This window comes from Bradyrhizobium sp. CW1 (assembly GCF_023100665.1).
GTDB classification, from domain to species: Bacteria; Pseudomonadota; Alphaproteobacteria; order Rhizobiales; family Xanthobacteraceae; genus Bradyrhizobium; species Bradyrhizobium canariense_D.
Genome location: NZ_CP064684.1, coordinates 4,357,527 through 4,373,155, shown reverse-complemented (window position 1 = coordinate 4,373,155; position 15,629 = coordinate 4,357,527). Strand labels below are relative to the sequence as shown.

Annotated in this window: 16 protein-coding genes; 9 read left to right on the top strand and 7 right to left on the bottom strand. The window is 62.2% G+C overall.

Translation table 11 applies throughout. The annotated features are described in order from the left end of the window. Nucleotides 1-208 precede the first annotated feature (208 nt). Both IVB54_RS21500 and IVB54_RS21495 read left to right on the top strand, forming a co-directional pair. Complete coding sequence (locus IVB54_RS21500) at nt 209-859, top strand: hypothetical protein (protein WP_018454519.1); 651 nt, start codon at nt 209-211, stop codon at nt 857-859. 146 nt (nt 860-1,005) lie between these two features. Further along, nucleotides 1,006-1,281 carry a hypothetical protein gene (locus tag IVB54_RS21495; protein ID WP_027517656.1) on the top strand — a complete coding sequence of 92 codons (276 nt, stop codon included), beginning with the start codon at nt 1,006-1,008 and terminating at the stop codon, nt 1,279-1,281. 119 nt (nt 1,282-1,400) lie between these two features. Here the strand turns inward: IVB54_RS21495 and IVB54_RS21490 are convergent, their stop codons facing one another. Beyond that, nucleotides 1,401-2,198 carry a transglycosylase SLT domain-containing protein gene (locus IVB54_RS21490; protein WP_026232751.1) on the bottom strand — a complete coding sequence of 266 codons (798 nt, stop codon included), beginning with the start codon at nt 2,196-2,198 and terminating at the stop codon, nt 1,401-1,403. A gap of 205 nt (nt 2,199-2,403) precedes the next feature. Here IVB54_RS21490 and IVB54_RS21485 point away from each other — a divergent pair, with 205 nt between their 5' ends. Continuing rightward, nucleotides 2,404-3,411 (top strand): acyl-CoA desaturase, encoded by a 1,008-nt coding sequence (locus IVB54_RS21485; protein ID WP_018454517.1) that lies wholly within the window; start codon nt 2,404-2,406, stop codon nt 3,409-3,411. A 123-nt stretch (nt 3,412-3,534) separates the two neighbouring features. Further along, nucleotides 3,535-4,005, top strand: coding sequence for an SMI1/KNR4 family protein (locus IVB54_RS21480; protein WP_018454516.1), 471 nt, complete (start codon nt 3,535-3,537; stop codon nt 4,003-4,005). A gap of 125 nt (nt 4,006-4,130) precedes the next feature. Here IVB54_RS21480 and IVB54_RS21475 read toward each other — a convergent pair whose 3' ends face one another. Continuing rightward, the gene (locus IVB54_RS21475; RefSeq protein WP_018454515.1) at nt 4,131-4,865 is read right to left on the bottom strand and encodes a DUF1236 domain-containing protein; all 735 of its coding nucleotides are present in this window, start codon (nt 4,863-4,865) and stop codon (nt 4,131-4,133) included. A gap of 374 nt (nt 4,866-5,239) precedes the next feature. Here IVB54_RS21475 and IVB54_RS21470 point away from each other — a divergent pair, with 374 nt between their 5' ends. The 3 genes from IVB54_RS21470 to IVB54_RS21460 all read left to right on the top strand — a co-directional run bounded on the left by IVB54_RS21470 (nt 5,240) and on the right by IVB54_RS21460 (nt 6,040). After that, entirely contained in the window at nt 5,240-5,437 is a 198-nt protein-coding gene (locus tag IVB54_RS21470) for a hypothetical protein (protein ID WP_018454514.1), read from the top strand. Then, nucleotides 5,434-5,739 carry a GlsB/YeaQ/YmgE family stress response membrane protein gene (locus tag IVB54_RS21465; RefSeq protein ID WP_026232750.1) on the top strand — a complete coding sequence of 102 codons (306 nt, stop codon included), beginning with the start codon at nt 5,434-5,436 and terminating at the stop codon, nt 5,737-5,739. The genes IVB54_RS21470 and IVB54_RS21465 overlap by 4 nt, the downstream gene beginning before the upstream one ends. Before the next feature lie 82 nt (nt 5,740-5,821). Continuing rightward, nucleotides 5,822-6,040 carry a hypothetical protein gene (locus IVB54_RS21460; RefSeq protein ID WP_007609614.1) on the top strand — a complete coding sequence of 73 codons (219 nt, stop codon included), beginning with the start codon at nt 5,822-5,824 and terminating at the stop codon, nt 6,038-6,040. Between the two features lie 428 nt (nt 6,041-6,468). Here IVB54_RS21460 and IVB54_RS21455 read toward each other — a convergent pair whose 3' ends face one another. Next, entirely contained in the window at nt 6,469-7,497 is a 1,029-nt protein-coding gene (locus IVB54_RS21455) for a hypothetical protein (RefSeq protein ID WP_026232749.1), read from the bottom strand. 219 nt (nt 7,498-7,716) lie between these two features. Between IVB54_RS21455 and IVB54_RS21450 the strand changes: the two genes are divergently transcribed. Beyond that, the gene (locus tag IVB54_RS21450; protein WP_245313402.1) at nt 7,717-8,013 is read left to right on the top strand and encodes an HdeA/HdeB family chaperone; all 297 of its coding nucleotides are present in this window, start codon (nt 7,717-7,719) and stop codon (nt 8,011-8,013) included. Between the two features lie 1,001 nt (nt 8,014-9,014). Further along, entirely contained in the window at nt 9,015-9,521 is a 507-nt protein-coding gene (locus IVB54_RS21445; RefSeq protein WP_026232748.1) for a hypothetical protein, read from the top strand. A gap of 142 nt (nt 9,522-9,663) precedes the next feature. Here the strand turns inward: IVB54_RS21445 and IVB54_RS21440 are convergent, their stop codons facing one another. The 4 genes from IVB54_RS21440 to IVB54_RS21425 form a co-directional block, all read right to left on the bottom strand. Beyond that, nucleotides 9,664-10,179 carry a ParB N-terminal domain-containing protein gene (locus IVB54_RS21440; protein ID WP_018454508.1) on the bottom strand — a complete coding sequence of 172 codons (516 nt, stop codon included), beginning with the start codon at nt 10,177-10,179 and terminating at the stop codon, nt 9,664-9,666. Nucleotides 10,180-10,407: 228 nt separating this feature from the next. Continuing rightward, a complete protein-coding gene (locus IVB54_RS21435; protein ID WP_157642915.1) occupies nt 10,408-11,190 on the bottom strand; it encodes an NYN domain-containing protein in 783 nt (260 codons plus the stop codon). Nucleotides 11,191-11,384: 194 nt separating this feature from the next. Further along, nucleotides 11,385-15,149: a vitamin B12-dependent ribonucleotide reductase gene (locus tag IVB54_RS21430; protein WP_018454506.1), complete on the bottom strand. Its 3,765-nt coding sequence runs from the start codon at nt 15,147-15,149 to the stop codon at nt 11,385-11,387. Between the two features lie 61 nt (nt 15,150-15,210). Next, nucleotides 15,211-15,405, bottom strand: coding sequence for a hypothetical protein (locus IVB54_RS21425; RefSeq protein ID WP_026232747.1), 195 nt, complete (start codon nt 15,403-15,405; stop codon nt 15,211-15,213). Nucleotides 15,406-15,629 lie beyond the last annotated feature (224 nt).

Sequence of the window (15,629 nt, the reverse complement as noted above, 5' to 3'; positions counted from 1 at the left end):
AAAACAAAAACGTCGAAAACAACCCCATGCACAGTAGAAATCTCGAGGGATTTCAGTGTGTTGGAAATCCGAAAACGTTGGTATTGGGCCTCCGCGCCCGGTATCGACTTCGGCGATACCGAATCGAATTTGACTCGTCGGGCAAAACAGGGGCAGTATGGCATGATGGCGCCGCAGGAAGCTGGTGGCTTGCCAGCTGCGGAGCGACATGCCGAAAAAAGCAAAACCAAAAAGAAAACTCAAGACCTACCAGACCTCGCTCGGCTTCTACGACCAGGCGATCGCCGCGCCCTCGATGAAGGCGGCACTGGACGCCTGGGGCGCCAGGTCCAATCTGTTCCATCAGGGCGCCGCGAAGGAGACCGACGACCCCGACATCGTCGCGGCAACGATGGAGAAGCCGGGCGTGGTGCTCCGGCGTCCGGTCGGCTCGGACGGCCCGTTCACCGAGCATTCCGAGTTGCCGACCGATCTCGCTGACGACGAGGCCAAGCCAAAAAAGCCCAAAGCGAAGTCCAAGCCGAGAAAGCTTCCGGCGAAGGCTGCAAAGCAACCATCCCGCAAGGTCGACGATCAACAGGCGCGCAAGGCCGCCGCGGCGTTCGAGAAGGAAGAGCGGCGGCGGGAAGCCGAGCGCCGCAAGGAGGAGGCCGCTCGCGCCAAGGAGCGCGCGCGCCGCGACAAGGCAGTCGCGAACGCGCAGGCGGCGCTGGACGACGCGAGGCGGCAGCACGAATCGCGGGCGGAGGCGATCGAAGCTGAGCGCGCGGCGCTCGAGGAGCGTGCCGAGACGGAGCAGAGCCGGTGGGACAAGCAGAGGATGAAGCTGACGGAGGCGGTGCGGCGCGCGCGGGAGTAGGGGCCGCGGTCGACAGTCTGGATTGCTCCGCTCCGCTCGCAATGACGGCGGGGCGGCCGGCATCGGTCATTCCGGCAAAGCTTGATCGCAAATTCGCTTGCCTTGCTTGACGTCCTTTTGCACTCTTGGGGGAAGGAGACCAACGCATGAAGATCATGACTGTCGCGTGTGCGCTCGGAACCGCCCTGGTGCTGTGCAATCTCGGGATATCGGATGCCGAAGCCCGGGCGCGGAAGGCGCGAGTGGTGGATGAACAACGGCTGAGGGTGGATGTCCCCGTGCTCCGGCCGACGCCGTGGGATTACAATATCGTTCCACGCTATCGTTATCGCCCGGAAGACGACCGGGTCGATCCCTACGGCCCGCCCTTGGTATCGTCATATGTCCGCTACGAGGGATGGCGCTGGCCGTACTGGTGGTGAAGGCCACCGACGGACGCGGAATTGATTGGCTCCTGTAGCCCGGATGAGCGAAGCGATATCCGGGACGTTGCCGCAGCATTCCCGGATGTCGCTTCGCTCATCCGGGCTACGCTCCTTTGCTAGTCGCCGTCCTCCGCGGCGAGCCGCACAAACTGCCGCTTCATCGCGTTGACCCTGGCGACATAGCTCGCGACGAGGTGATCGCCGCAGCGTTCGTCGGCGGCCATTTGAAACTTGCGGCGTGCGAAGGCCGTTGCGGGGCCTGCGCCGCAGAGATGGATGAAGGCGGCGAGATCCTGCCTCTCGCGTGCACTCGCCTTCACATCGCCCGCGCGGGCGAGAACATCGGCGAGATTGCGGTCGAGATACACCGATGCCAGCTCGATGGCGTGGCTCGGAATCGCGCGGCTATAGAGGAAGGTCGAGCCGCAGCCGGCCTCCGTGACCGCGTTGCCACGAACGCAGAACCGCGCGGCGTCAGCAAAGGCTGCGTCCAGCATCTGGAAGAGGCCGACGGCGCTCGATGCGGGCCGATAGATCGCGAGCGGATTGAAGCTCCATCGCCAGCGCCAGTAGGTGCGCGCGAGCGGATTGCCCGATGTCTCGACCTGCGCCAGCGCGGCCAGCAATTCCGGCGTGATCGTCGCGGTGGAATGCTTGCGGAACAGCGGCCCGTATTGCCGCCACGTGTCCGATGGCTCCTTGTCGAGCGCATGGCCGACTAGGACGAACAGCTCGGTCGGCTTGCGCACCGTTTGATAGGCGATGTTCACGAGGACGAGGACCGCAAGCAGCATCGCCGCGCCGCCCGCGATCCGAACCATCCGCGGTGCGCGGGCGAAGGTCTTTCGCATCGATCGCGCGCTACGCCGGAGCTTGCGAAGGCGAGGGAGGGGGCGCTTGCTTTGTCCTGGCATCGGTCTTCTGGGAGTGCATTGCGGAGGCTTTGTACCTGGTTAACGCTGTCACCAGGCCTTGAAATCCGGCTTCTTTTTCCTCTGGTCGCCTGTTTTCAAGTCGCCGCTCCGTACTCCCACGGCAGCTCGAATCCTTGATGGAAATAACCCGAGGTTGTACTGTGCGCCGCAGCAGGGTTAATTTTGTGTGAATGGATCGGCTGGAATGACCGTAATCGAAAGCGTGGTGCCGGCGGAAGCTGCGGAGCGGAAAATGCCGCCGGGCGTACTGGTCGAAGGTCCCGTGGTCGACGCCAAGTTTCGCGATTCCTACATCTCCTTCGTCATCATGATCGGTGGGTCGATCGCGGCGCTGGTCTGGGCCTTCTGGCAAGGCATCGGCTGGGTGGAGGTTTCGGTCTTCGCCGGCACGTTCGCGCTTTCCACGGTCGGCATCGGCTTCATGCACCGCTACTTCGTGCACCGCAGCTTCCGCTGCGGTCCGGTGATGCGGACGCTGTTCGCGGCCATCGCCACCATGGCGGTGCAGGGCTCGATCCTGAAATGGGTGAGCAATCATCGCCGGCATCATCTTCACTCCGACAAGCCCGGCGACGTCCACAGCCCTTACTATGACGGCGACGGCAACCCCTATGTCACCTTCGCCAAGGGGATGATGCATGCGCAAGGCGGCTGGGTGTGGGACCAGGCCACCACGGATGCCGAATACTACGCCAAGGATATCCTGGCCGATCCGATCGCCATGTTCTTCACCAGGACGCGCTGGTACTGGTACGCGCTCTCGGCAGTGATTATTCCGGGCGCGATCGGCTACGCGTTTGGCGGCGTGCACACGATGACCGGCTGCATCCTGTTCTCCGGCCTGTTCCGCAGTTACCTCATGACCATGGCGACATCACTGGTCAACTCGGTCTGCCACAGCGACGGCCGCTACGGCTACCGCCGCTTCGATCTCGACGACGGCACCACCAACGAGTTCGTGACCACGATCCTCACTTTCGGTGAAGGCCTGCACAACAACCATCACCGGTTTCCGCGCGACGCCTACATTTCGCACGCCTGGTACGAGATCGACATCAACGGCCTGATCATTTTGGGACTCGGCAAGCTCGGGTTGGTGCAGGACATTTTCTCTGCCGGAAGCCGGACGCTTCGCTCGGGAGATCCGGACGGCGGAAAACGTCCAGTGGCAGATACCGAAGCGATGGTCTGAAGCATACGGGCTCGGTGTTCCACTACGCCAAGGGATTCGGCCACACCAATCTGGTTGTGTGGTGAGGCGGTTGGCTCACTGGCGCGGGCGCTTTGATGACCCACGGGGCACAAAGTTAGGCCGATGAACTATCTGGATCTCATGGACGACCGACGGCCACCGGCGCCCTCCAACGCCATCCGTGCGCTGGAGCAACACATCGGTGCGCCGTTGCCCGCGCCCTACAAGGAGCTACTGGCGCAATCGGACGGCGGCGGCTTCGACCGCTGCGGCGTCGAGCTGCCTTGGCGCAACGACCGCACCGTTTTGGACGTGCTGTTCACGACGCATCCGACCGACAGCTACGGCGTCATCGACAATTACGATGTGTATCGGGGCATGAATCGAATTCCCCGACTGAGCTGCCCCTTCGCTCCCGATCCCGGCGGCGACCTGTTCCTGCTGAGTCTGGAGGAGGACAGTTATGGCCAGGTCTTCTACTGGGATCACGAGCATGAACCGGTGGACGGTGGCGACATGTTCGCCGATTTCCCGAACACAAACGAACTCGCGCCCGATCTTGAAACCTTCATTCTCGGCTTGGGAGAGGGGTGAATGGATATGCAGCCGTTCGGGCGGATTGAGCCCTTGCGAAACCCATCATGATCGCGTGGGGCCGAACGACAAAAGGGCGGCCATAAGCCGCCCTTTTGGTTTGCGCGTCATCCGTCGGATTTCGCTTAGCCCTCGATGATATAGACGATCTCGTGGGTGTGCGGACGAAGAATGACGTACCTGCCGTGCACCAGAATGAACTCGTATCCGCGCCACTCCGGATAGATTTCGACGATGCGGCTCGGGATCGCATGATAACGAACGCCTGCCGGGACGGTGGTGCCGATCGAGATGTTGAAGTTCACGTTGGTGACTTCCTCGACCTTCTCCTGCTTGATGGCCGAAGTGATCTGGGTACGCTTTTCGGCGGGAGGCGCCGCGACCGCCGTGGTAGCGGCATTGCCGGTCGTCTTGCCCTCGGGCGCCGAAGGCTTGCTCTCGGCGGTCGGGGTCTTCACGTCCTTCGACGTGGTGGCCGAATCGGGCGCCTTGGTCATCCCATTCGCCTTCATCTCGCCGGGCGTCTTGCTGTCGGCAGTCGGCTTCGAAGTGGTGGCCGGGGCCATTGTTTCCGTGGTCTTCGCCTTGCCATCGGCCTTGACGTCGCCGGAGTGCTTTGCGTCAGGCGCGCCCTGTGCGTGCTGCGGCGTTGCCGCTGCCGGCGAGCCGTGCGGTGCCGCGGTGGGGGCGTCCTTTGCTGTGGGCGCATTCATCGGTGCCGCGGTTTCGGCTTTCGGCGAAACGGCAGCGGGGGACTCCGCACCCTTGGCGCCGCCCTGATTGACGCCTTGAGCCATTGCAGTGCCGGTCGCAGCGAACAACGCCACAACGGCGACGGAAGCCAGCAAAGTATGTTTCATCTGATCTCTTTCAATTCATTTGAATATGATGCCGACGAACGTCAGCCACGGGAACGAACGGTCTCGACGGGCTGCAGTTCCGATTCTATTTCTGGTTTAACGACGATTGATGCCTCGACATCCGAAAAAGCTGCAAAATAGATGAGTCGGCGATAACAAGAGCTTTGCATCCCGCGTTGGCTTGGACGCGACCGATGAATTTCAAACATAAGTTGTGATCGGAAGGAACTCTTGCTCGATGAGGCTGTTGTGTCAGTGATCCCCGAGCGTTGCGAGATCGAACCTCCGATCCTCGCCTGAGTTAAAGACCGCAGTCGCGTTGTGAGTGCGACTCGGCGCGAAGCGTCCTCCGTGCGTATCAACCGGAAACCTTCATGAACAACCCCGATGTTCGCAATGCCATTCAGATCGACCGCGGCTCCAGCCTGGCGATCTCTCATGAAATAGCAGACCGCCTTCGGATCAGGCTTCGGGGTGAGCACGACCCATTACCGCGACATTTGACGGCCCTGGTCGACCGGATTGCGCAGATCAGCAGCCATTCGAACCAAGTGATCGAGGTCACAAAATGAGAATGTCCGGCGAAAGCCTTTTGGTGGTCTTGTTTGTCGGTCTCGTCGCCGGCTGGCTGGCGGGCCAGATCGTCCGCGGGACCGGCTTTGGGATCATCGGCGATATCATCATCGGAATCCTGGGCGCGTTTGTCGGCAGCTGGTTGTTGCCTCAGCTCGGCGTGCATCTCGGCAGCGGCATGATCAGCGCGATCGTCAACGCGACCGTAGGCGCGGTCCTGCTGCTCCTCGTCGTCCGGCTGGTGCGCGGTGGTGGTGGATGGGGAAGCAGCTGGCGCGGCAGCTGGGGCCGGCGTTGGTGACCCTTGCTCACGCAGCCGCATCAGGCGCCGGTGAGACGCCCGCGGCAAAGACGCTCGTGATGACCTCCGGATCGGATCCAGCATGTTAGACTTTTCAAATGCATCTTTTACGCCTGAAACCATCGGCATCATGAAAACTGCGCTGGACACGGCGGTGGCGTCACTGCCGGCCCCGGTCAGCTCCGCGCATGTCCGGTCGATCGCGGAAACAATCCTTCGCACAGCGAAGGAGGGCGAGCGAGACCCCGCTGTCCTGGAGCGCATGGCGTTGATGGAGCTTCAGATCTCGCCGCGTGATTGATGCCGGTCCGCGAGCGTGCGTGCCGGCGCAGAAGGGCTCGCGTTCATTGCCGTTCCCTGATGTTTCGATGGAACTCTGGGGCGGCGGAAGCATTCATCTCTGCCGCTATCACGCGGCTCCTGGAGAATCCCCACATGATACGTCATTTGTTGATCGGCGTTGCCGCGTGCGCAATCGCGGCAATGTCGACATTTTCCGCTTCTGCCATGCCCCGCGTTGCGGCTGAGACGTTGGTCGCTGGCTCCGACAGTCCGGTGATTCTCGCGCGCGGAGGACATGGCCACGGTCACATGGGACGTGGCGGTCGCGGTCATCACTACGGCTGGAGCAGGGGCCGTCATCGCGGTTGGCGCTAGCCGCACCAACGCAACATCCGGGGCCGCCTTCGATTGGCGGCTCCGTAACGTCAGCTCATCCGCCCCGCGGGCTCACCAATCCGGATCCCCATAGTAGGGATCGACCATATAGGGCGGGGGCATCCAGGGCCCTCGCGACGGCCGGGGTCGCCGAGGTGCGGCCGCTTGCACGTGGGGCCGTGCGGGCGCAGCGGTCTCGTTGGTGATCACGCTACGCGCGGCGGGTTTCGCGGACGCAGGTGCGGATGACGATGCGGATGACGTCGTCAGCTCCTTTTGCAGCGCCTGGACCTGTGCGGCGAGGCGCGCATTGGCCGCCGCATCCTTCTCCTGCGCCGCCTTGAGCTGCTGAATGGTGTCGGCCTGCTCGCGCAGCGTCTGCTCGTTGCGGCTTTTCAATTGCTCGAGCTTTCCGTTGATGTTCGCAAGCTCGCTGGTGATGGTCTTGAGCGATTGCGCGAGATCGGACGACGAGGGGTCGGGCGTCGTGGCGCCCGTTGTTGGAGCGTCGGGTCTTGAAGCGTCAAACCCTGCATTGCTCTCCGTGTCCTTGCCGGCCGGCGGCGCGGGCACCGTGCCGGGCTCATCCGCGGCAGCCAGTTGCACCGCCGGCGGTTGCGCCGGAGTTTCAACCGCGGACGTTTGGCGAGGCTCAGTCGCGGCCGGCGGAGCCCATCGCGCCATGATCGATTTGGTCATAGACCTGGCCCGATCGCTGTATTGCGAAGCGAAGGCGGCACCGAGAATGCCGATCGCCAGCACGAGGCCGACCAAAGCGCGCAGCATGGGCCGATCTCCCCTCAGGCCTTGACTGCGAACCCTGCCATCCGGCGCCGGCGCCGTGCTCTTGAGAGTTTTGGCCTCGGGAGCCTTGTCCTTGGGAGTCTCGACAGCCTCCGCACCGGCGCTTGCTCGCGAGGCCGCTGGGATTTCGCTGCCGCGTTCCATTCCGGAAACCAGCCGGTCCAGCCGCGCAAGGTCTTGCTCCGCGCTCTTGATCCGATCGTAGGCCCGCGCCAGCCCGCCATCGGCGCGCCCCTCGTCCGGCTTGGGGGCGTCTGGCTTGTGGTCGTCAGGTTTGGGGTCGTTCGTCTCGGGCACCGATGCGCTCTCGCTTCCGTCGGGCGTCAATGGAAGTGTGGCAGTCCGATCGGAACGATAGGTCTCGCCGTCATCCAACACAACGCGCGTCCGAAGGAGAAATTATGGCGAGGCCTCGGGGTGGGGCGGTCGCGGGGTATGCAACGGGCGCCCTTGATCTGGATCAAGCATGCGGCGCCCGACCGTCGCCACCGTGCAGACATTCATCGGAAGGAAAACATGGTTCAGACAAGAGCGATCATCCTTGGTGCCTTCGCGGCCCTGCTGTTGGCCGTCCCTGCCAAGGCCCAGGTGCTGGTCGACGTTTCCAAAATCAGCTGCGACCAGTACATCACCCAGCGCATTACCCACATGCAGACCGTGAACGTCTGGCTCGCCGGGTTCTACGCCGGTCGCCGCAACAATCCCGTCGTGGACACGCAAGCGCTGAACAAGAACGGCAACAAGCTCTCGCGCTTCTGCGAGTCGCATCGCGAGATGCCGCTGCTGGAGGCGGTCGAGGCCAATACGAAGTAGGGGCGGGGCCGCCCAGCCTCGGAGTGCGGCAGTCCTATCGCCGGAAGGAGAGGTTGCGCCGCGGTCCCCCCAACGCGCGTGCGAACGAGAAATTATCGCGGGCACGGGGGTGGGGCGTGGCATTGCCGAACCGGCATGCGTCGCGAGCGTCAGGTACATGACCGAAAGCGGTGTGGCTCCCGCTCATGCCCTATGTAGGTAAAGCGTGACACTTTCGCTGTCTCGTTATGAACCGGCCGCCAGATCGCAAGGGCCCGCATTGTTCTAAATCAACAAACCCGCTCATTAGCGAATTGCGCTGACGCACCGTCCCAATCCAGGAAGGAGAGTGGACATGTCGCGCCGAACCATCGTTTCACTTACCGCATCCGCAATCATTGGCATCGCCTGCATCGTGACTGTTTCGACTGACGCCTTCGCCTATCGAAGAGGCGTCGGGGTTGGTCGGGTTGGTGTTCATCACGGCGGTGTCTATCGCGGTGGCGTCTATCGTGGTGCAGCCGTGCGCCGCGGAGTTGCCGTAGGCGTCGGAGCTGCTGCGGTTGGTGCGGCAGCTTACGGAGCTACGGAGCCTACGGCGGCTATCGCCGCTGCGGCTACGAACCTTACCCGCCCTGCTACTAGCCGGTCTTGTAGCCGGTCTTTGCGCAGCGGCCAGAGCACCGTCGGTCGGCTGTGCGCGGAGCACCTCTCTCCGAGTGGGGAGAGGTGATCCGAGTTCCGGGCCCGCACACACGCGATCCGAGCTGTGCTCGCTTCACCGTGCGTATTGGCGCGTCTGTTGCTCGACAGGTCGACTTCTAGCGAGGCGCACGTGCCATCTTCGCCGGCCGCGACCAAGAGACGTTGAACGCCGACAAATCTATCCATGCGTGCAATTGGGCAATCGGGAAAAAGCGGCAAAACTGCGGCTGTCAAGGATACATCAGAGTAGAACGGAGCTTATCCCCGTAATAAACCCGATGCTGTTAAGGGTTCGGGGTGCGTATGGGAGATCAATAATGGCAAATGTCGAACAATTGCGCAGGCGGGACGGAGTAAACTTGGTCCAGCTCGAGGAGGACATTGCATCGATACGCTCGGGAAGCTCTCTTGCTTCCATTGCTCTGCCTGATTACGTCGAGCACACCGCGGGCGTGACGCGCGTCGGCGCGCTCAGTGCAGAGGCGGTCGTTCGGGACTATGAGTCCGCTGCAAAAGAGATCGAGGCCATGGGCACCGAGTTGATCGACGCCGCGCAAAAATGCGAGGCGCTGACTGCCCAGGTCCATGATGCGATCGCCTTCATGCGAGAAACGGCGGCGGAGTATCGTGAAGAGGGTCGGAAGATCTTCAAGCGCATCGAAGAATGCGCGCTGTTCACCGAAGACGTCCGCAAGACATGCGAACAGGTCAAGCGCAGGATGGTCGACGTCTCGCTAGGCTCATCGTCCAACGAGGAGTTCGCACCGCAACAGCCCGAGTTGAGCGGGATCGCCGCCAAGGTGTCGATGAGCGAGATACGGTGAGGCGGGCGTAGATAGCGCGTAGGCTGGGTTGAGCTCTAGGTCGTAGGATGGGTTGAGCCCTTACGAAACCCTTCATCTCTCGCCGATCGAGCGGTGATGGGTATCGCTTCGCTCCACCCATCCTACGAGCTGGAGCCAACAATCAATAGCGACCGCCGTGGCCCTTTTGCTGCGTGATCCAGTCCGACAATGTTTTCGGTGTCGATTTCGCAGTCCGGCCCGGTGATGCCTTCGGATTGTCGCGAACGCCTTTCGTCGTACGGGTGCGCGGCGCTTCCGTTCCGTTGACGCCCTTCCGGCCAGCGATCGATGCCTCCGCGGCTTCCTTCTCCAGGCGCAACTGTTTCAATCGCGCCATCTTGAGGCGCTCTGCCTCGACTTCGGGCCGTTCGGCAAGCTGCGGCTTGTGTTGAGCGACCTCCGCCGGGACGATGACACCGATAATGGTTGTCTCGCCGAGCGCCTTGCAGGCTTCGAGCCGATGCAGTCCCTCGACCAGAACGAGGCGGTCTCCGTCGAGCCGGACGGAAATGGGTTCCTGTTGTCCGATGTCCAGCATACTTTCAGCGATCTCCCCGACGATCTCGGGCTTGATGGCTTTCTTCTGCTTCGTGGGAACGAAGATCTTCTCGATCGGGAAGCTTTCCGGTTTGGGCATAATCTGACTCCGCTTCTACCGGGCCCGCCGGAACCGATGCCGGTGAGGACGAGAGTTTAGGAGGGAAGGGCTCGACCGCAAAGGCAATTCGGCGGCAGGGTGTTGATGAGCTCGTAGGATGGGTTGAGCCCTTACGAAACCCATCCCTTCTGTCGATCTGGCGGCGATGGGTATCGCTTCGCTCCACCCATCCTACGGGCTGCACTCCAGCCATCCTGCGAGCTACAGTTAGCGGTTCAATTGATCCAGGTGGACACGCTTGCCGACGCGGGCCTCAAAGGCATCGACAATATGCTCCCATCGGTTAGAGCGCATCAGGCTCGAAGGATTATACGCCATGGCGCGACCAACGAACGGCATGTCGTCGTCCTGGTAAATATAGAAGTCTAGCCCTTCGTAATTGCCGATCATGCATAGCTTCTGAGGATTCACGTCGCCCAAAGCGATGTTCCACTCGACGTAGCTATCCTTCGATTGGTGGTGCATCCACTGCAATATCTTGAATGGATTGACTGGCACCACGACATCAGCCAACGCCATTAATTCACTGGAAGTCTCGGCCGGATAGCAGTGCAAATGCACTGCTACAGGGGTGTCCCGCAATGCTTCAAAAAGTGGAAAGAAGTCTAGGTCCTTCGTCATGATGTGGGCTTCGGACATGTGGCCAGACGTTGCATGTTTGAAAACGTCGATTGCGAGTAAGATGTCGACGCCTTTTTGACGCAGCGTCTTGTTTTGTCCCCGCGTCAGCCCCTCTCGAACGTGCATAAAAGGCGTGCGATTAACCAGCTCGAATTGTTCTCGCTTGCGTTTCACTCGTCGTTCGTATTCCTCGCCAGATTCATTGTCCTTTTGGGCGGGCAAAGCATCGTAGTAAAAGGTTCTTTGATGCCCGCCAGCGATTGCCCGGTAATCGATTTTGTTACGACTGAGGTCGATCGCGAAATATTCGGATGTCTTCCGCACCATTGCGTCGATAAAGCCACCATCAACAAATGCATATTTTGTCACGGCTGCTGTATCCCTCGATCTGCCGCCTCCGCGGGCTCCAAGTGTCCCAAAGCTCATTTCAACCAGGTTCAGAAGTAGTTATCGATAGAAAACCATAAGTTGCAAGGCGACAATGAAAAAAGGGCGGCCTTCTGGCCGCCCTTCGTAGATGCTCGAGGCAAATCCGGGCTCAGCAATCCTAGCTGTCTAGCCCCTCACGAACACCCCGTCGTGCTTCCACACGTATCGCACTTCATACAAGTACCATTCCGCACCAGCGTGAAGTTGCCGCACTCGCTGCACATCTCGCCCTCATAGCCCTTGGCTTTGGCTTCCGCGCGGCGCTCGGCCTTGCTGGGCACCGCGACTTGCGCGCTGCCGGCCTTGCTCCACTGCAGGGCTTCGAGCTTCTCGGTGGGCGAGAGGTCGTGGGTCACTTCCTGCTTCAGCGCGACCGCGCCTTCCAGGACGTCGCCGGCACGGCCTGCGCCGTGGGAGGCGAGCGAGGTGACCTTGCTTCCGCCGGCCGGTGCGCTGTCGTTGCCTTGGGCGACCGCGGTCGAACCGCCGCGCATCACCACGAGGTTGTCGGTGCGGGAGCGGGTGAGGCCGCGCGACACCAGCTTGGAGGCGCGCTGGCCGTGATCATCAGGCTCCTTGCCCTCCTCGACGCCCTTGCCGAGCACGTCGAACCCGGTCTCGCTGGGATCGACATGGGCGAGGTCGAAGCGGCTGAGATAGCTCACCGCCAGCTCGCGGAAGACGTAGTCGAGGATCGAGGTCGCGTATTTGATGCTGTCGTTGCCCTGCACCGGGCCCGCCGGCTCGAAGCGGGTGAAGGTGAAGGCATCGACATATTCGTCGAGCGGCACGCCGTACTGGAGGCCCAGCGACACTGCGATCGCGAAGTTGTTGATGAAGGAGCGGAGTGCCGCGCCTTCCTTGTGCATGTCGATGAAGATCTCGCCGATGCGGCCGTCGTCATACTCGCCGGTGCGCAAATAGACCTTGTGGCCGCCGACGACCGCCTTCTGGGTGTAGCCCTTGCGGCGATCCGGCATCTTCTCGCGCTCGCGCATCACGATGATGCGCTCGACCAGCTTCTCGACGATCTTTTCCGAGACCTGGGCGGTGCGTGCCGCCATCGGCTTGTCGTAGAGGCTCTCGACCGCATCGTCCTCGTCCTCATCGTCGGCGATGAGCTGCGAGTTGAGCGGCTGGCTGAGCTTGGAGCCGTCGCGATAGAGCGCGTTGGCCTTGAGCGCCAGCTTCCACGACAGCATGTAGGCGGACTTGCAGTCCTCCACGGTGGCGTCGTTCGGCATGTTGATGGTCTTGGAGATCGCACCCGAGATGAAGGGCTGCGCCGCCGACATCATGCGGATGTGGCTCTCGACCGAGAGATAGCGCTTGCCGACCTTGCCGCAAGGGTTGGCGCAGTCGAACACCGGATAGTGCTCGGCCTTGAGGTGCGGGGCACCTTCCACCGTCATCGCGCCGCAGATGTGGACGTTGGCCGCCTCGATCTCGCGCTTGGTGAAGCCGACGGCCTGGAGCAGGTCGAAGCCGGGGGCCGCGATGGCCTCGGCACCGATGCCGAGCTGGTCGCGGATGAAGTCCTCGCCAAAGGTCCATTTGTTGAAGGCGAACTTGATGTCGAACGCGGTCGGCAGCGCCTTCTCGACCTTGGCGATGGCTTCGTCGGTGAAGCCCTTGGCCTTCAAGGTCGAGGCGTTGATGCCGGGCGCGTTGGAGAGCGAGCCGTGGCCGACGGCGTAGGCTTCGATCTCCGCGATCTCGCTCTCGCGATAGCCCAGCGCGCGCAGTGCTGCGGGGACCGCACGGTTGATGATCTTGAAGTAGCCGCCGCCGGCGAGCTTCTTGAACTTCACCAGGGCGAAGTCGGGCTCGATGCCGGTGGTGTCGCAATCCATGACGAGGCCGATCGTGCCGGTCGGCGCGATCACCGTGGTCTGGGCGTTGCGATAGCCGTGCTTCTCGCCGAGCTCGAGCGCCGCATCCCAGGCCGCTTGCGCATGGGTGACGAGGTCGGTCTGCGGGCACGACACCAGGTCCATCGGCACCGGGTTGACGCTGAGCCCCTCGTAGCCGTTGGACTGGCCATGGGCGGCGCGGCGGTGGTTGCGGATCACGCGCAGCATGTGCGCGGCGTTCTTCTTGTAGCCGGGAAAGGTGCCGAGCTCGGCCGCCATCTCGGCCGAGGTCTTGTAGGTGATGCCGGTCATGATCGCGGTCAGCGCGCCGGCGATGGCGCGGCCTTCCTTGCTGTCATAGGACAGACCCATGGTCATCAAGAGGCCGCCGATATTGGCGTAGCCGAGGCCGAGCGTGCGGAACTCGTAGGAGAGCTCGGCAATCGACTTCGACGGGAACTGCGCCATCATCACCGAGATTTCGAGCACGATGGTCCAGAGCCGGCAGAGATGCTCGTAGCCTTCGACGTCGAAACGCTTGGAGGGGATGTCGTAGAACGTCAGCAGATTGGCGGAGGCGAGGTTGCACGCCGTGTCGTCCAGGAACATGTATTCCGAGCACGGATTGGAGGCGCGGATGTCGCCGGACGCCTTGCAGGTGTGCCAGTCATTCATGGTGGTGTTGAAGTGCAGGCCCGGGTCGGCCGACGCCCAGGCGGCGTAGCCGATTTTTTCCCAGAGGTCGCGCGCCTTCAGCGTCTTGGTGATCTTCTTCGTGGTGCGTCCCACGAGATTCCAGTCGCCGTCGGTCTCGACCGCGCGCAGGAAGTCGTCCTTCAGCGACACCGAATTGTTGGAGTTCTGCCCCGAAACCGTGAGATAGGCTTCCGAATCCCAGTCGGTGTCATAGACGTCGAACTGGATGTCCTTGTAGCCCTGTTTTGCAAATTGGATGACCCGCTTGATGTAGTTGTCGGGTACGAGGCTGCGGCGCGCCAGCTTGATCTCGCGGCGCAGCGCCGGGTTCTTCTCGGGATCGAAGCAATCGTCGCCCGAGCCTTCGCAATTGACGCAGGCCTTCAGCACCGCCTTGAGGTGCTTCTGGTTGATCTTGGATCCGGTGACGAGAGCGGCGACCTTCTGCTCCTCCTTCACCTTCCAGTCGATATAGGTCTCGATGTCGGGGTGATCGACGTCGACGACGACCATCTTGGCGGCGCGGCGCGTGGTGCCGCCCGACTTGATCGCGCCCGCGGCGCGGTCGCCGATCTTGAGGAAGCTCATCAGGCCGGACGAGCGGCCGCCGCCGGAGAGGCGTTCGCCTTCGCCGCGCAGGCGCGAGAAGTTGGAGCCGGTGCCGGAGCCGTATTTGAACAGGCGCGCTTCGCGGACCCAGAGGTCCATGATGCCGCCCTCGTTGACGAGGTCGTCACCGACGCCCTGGATGAAGCAGGCGTGCGGCTGCGGATGCTCGTAGGAGGATTTCGACCGGGTCAGCTTGCCGGTGAAGGGGTCGACGTAATAATGGCCCTGGCCGGGACCGTCGATGCCGTAGGCCCAGTGCAGACCGGTGTTGAACCATTGCGGCGAGTTCGGCGCGACCATCTGCATGGTCAGCATGTAGCGGAGCTCGTCGTAGAAGGTCTGGGCGTCCTCGTCGGAGGAGAAGTACTTGCCCTTCCAGCCCCAATAGGTCCAGCAGCCGGCGAGACGGTCGAACACCTGCTTGGCCGAGAGCTCGCTGACATAGCGCTCTTTCTCGGGCAGGAGGGCGAGCGCCTCGGTGTCGGGAACGGAGCGCCACAGGAAGGAGGGGACGGACTCTTCCTCGACCTTCTTCAGGCGCGCGGCAACGCCGGCCTTGCGGAAGTACTTCTGGGCGAGGACGTCGGAGGCGACCTGCGACCACGCGGTCGGCACCTCGACATTGTCGAGCTTGAACACGACCGAGCCGTCGGGATTCCTGATCTCCGACGTGGTCAGCCGGAAATCGATGCCGGCGTAAGGTGACTGTCCCGAAGTGGTGTGGCGCCGCTCAATCCGCATGGTCTTGCCCCGTCCTATCTTTGACCGGACCGCCTCCGTTCAGGCGTGCCGGGTCATCATTTCATTTCGCGGTGCTCGAGGCCGCCTGGCCCTTGGCATCGCAGCTCAGCCGGTAGACCCGGCCCGTTTTCTCCCGACGCGATTGCTCGATGCGCGCACCGATCATCCGCCGGCACGTCCAGACCCATCCGCCCCAAAGGGATGAGCCCGACATGCGTTCAACGCCCCACAACGTCACGTCTTCAACCATTGCCATCCGGGCCTGTTTCCAGCCCGTTCAGGCGCCCGAAAAGTCCGCTCTCGCCGGGCAGACAAGCCCGTATCCCGCTGCCCTTGTCTGGCTTGGCGGAGTGCTGTTTTGCAGACCCTTTGGGGGAGTGCCGGCGGGACGCAAACACACTCGCGCCGAACGGATCGAAAACTAGGACTCTCCGTTACGCCCGTCAAGAACTAGTGCGAGTTCCTGAATCAAATACTAAA

Coding starts and splice junctions, on each gene's coding strand:
- IVB54_RS21500 (WP_018454519.1), top strand. CDS start 209: ATGCCGAAAAAAGCAAAACCAAAAAGAAAACTCAAGACCTACCAGACC.
- IVB54_RS21495 (WP_027517656.1), top strand. CDS start 1,006: ATGAAGATCATGACTGTCGCGTGTGCGCTCGGAACCGCCCTGGTGCTG.
- IVB54_RS21490 (WP_026232751.1), bottom strand. CDS start 2,198: ATGCCAGGACAAAGCAAGCGCCCCCTCCCTCGCCTTCGCAAGCTCCGG.
- IVB54_RS21485 (WP_018454517.1), top strand. CDS start 2,404: ATGACCGTAATCGAAAGCGTGGTGCCGGCGGAAGCTGCGGAGCGGAAA.
- IVB54_RS21480 (WP_018454516.1), top strand. CDS start 3,535: ATGAACTATCTGGATCTCATGGACGACCGACGGCCACCGGCGCCCTCC.
- IVB54_RS21475 (WP_018454515.1), bottom strand. CDS start 4,865: ATGAAACATACTTTGCTGGCTTCCGTCGCCGTTGTGGCGTTGTTCGCT.
- IVB54_RS21470 (WP_018454514.1), top strand. CDS start 5,240: ATGAACAACCCCGATGTTCGCAATGCCATTCAGATCGACCGCGGCTCC.
- IVB54_RS21465 (WP_026232750.1), top strand. CDS start 5,434: ATGAGAATGTCCGGCGAAAGCCTTTTGGTGGTCTTGTTTGTCGGTCTC.
- IVB54_RS21460 (WP_007609614.1), top strand. CDS start 5,822: ATGTTAGACTTTTCAAATGCATCTTTTACGCCTGAAACCATCGGCATC.
- IVB54_RS21450 (WP_245313402.1), top strand. CDS start 7,717: ATGGTTCAGACAAGAGCGATCATCCTTGGTGCCTTCGCGGCCCTGCTG.
- IVB54_RS21445 (WP_026232748.1), top strand. CDS start 9,015: ATGGCAAATGTCGAACAATTGCGCAGGCGGGACGGAGTAAACTTGGTC.
- IVB54_RS21440 (WP_018454508.1), bottom strand. CDS start 10,179: ATGCCCAAACCGGAAAGCTTCCCGATCGAGAAGATCTTCGTTCCCACG.
- IVB54_RS21430 (WP_018454506.1), bottom strand. CDS start 15,149: ATGCGGATTGAGCGGCGCCACACCACTTCGGGACAGTCACCTTACGCC.
- IVB54_RS21425 (WP_026232747.1), bottom strand. CDS start 15,405: ATGGCAATGGTTGAAGACGTGACGTTGTGGGGCGTTGAACGCATGTCG.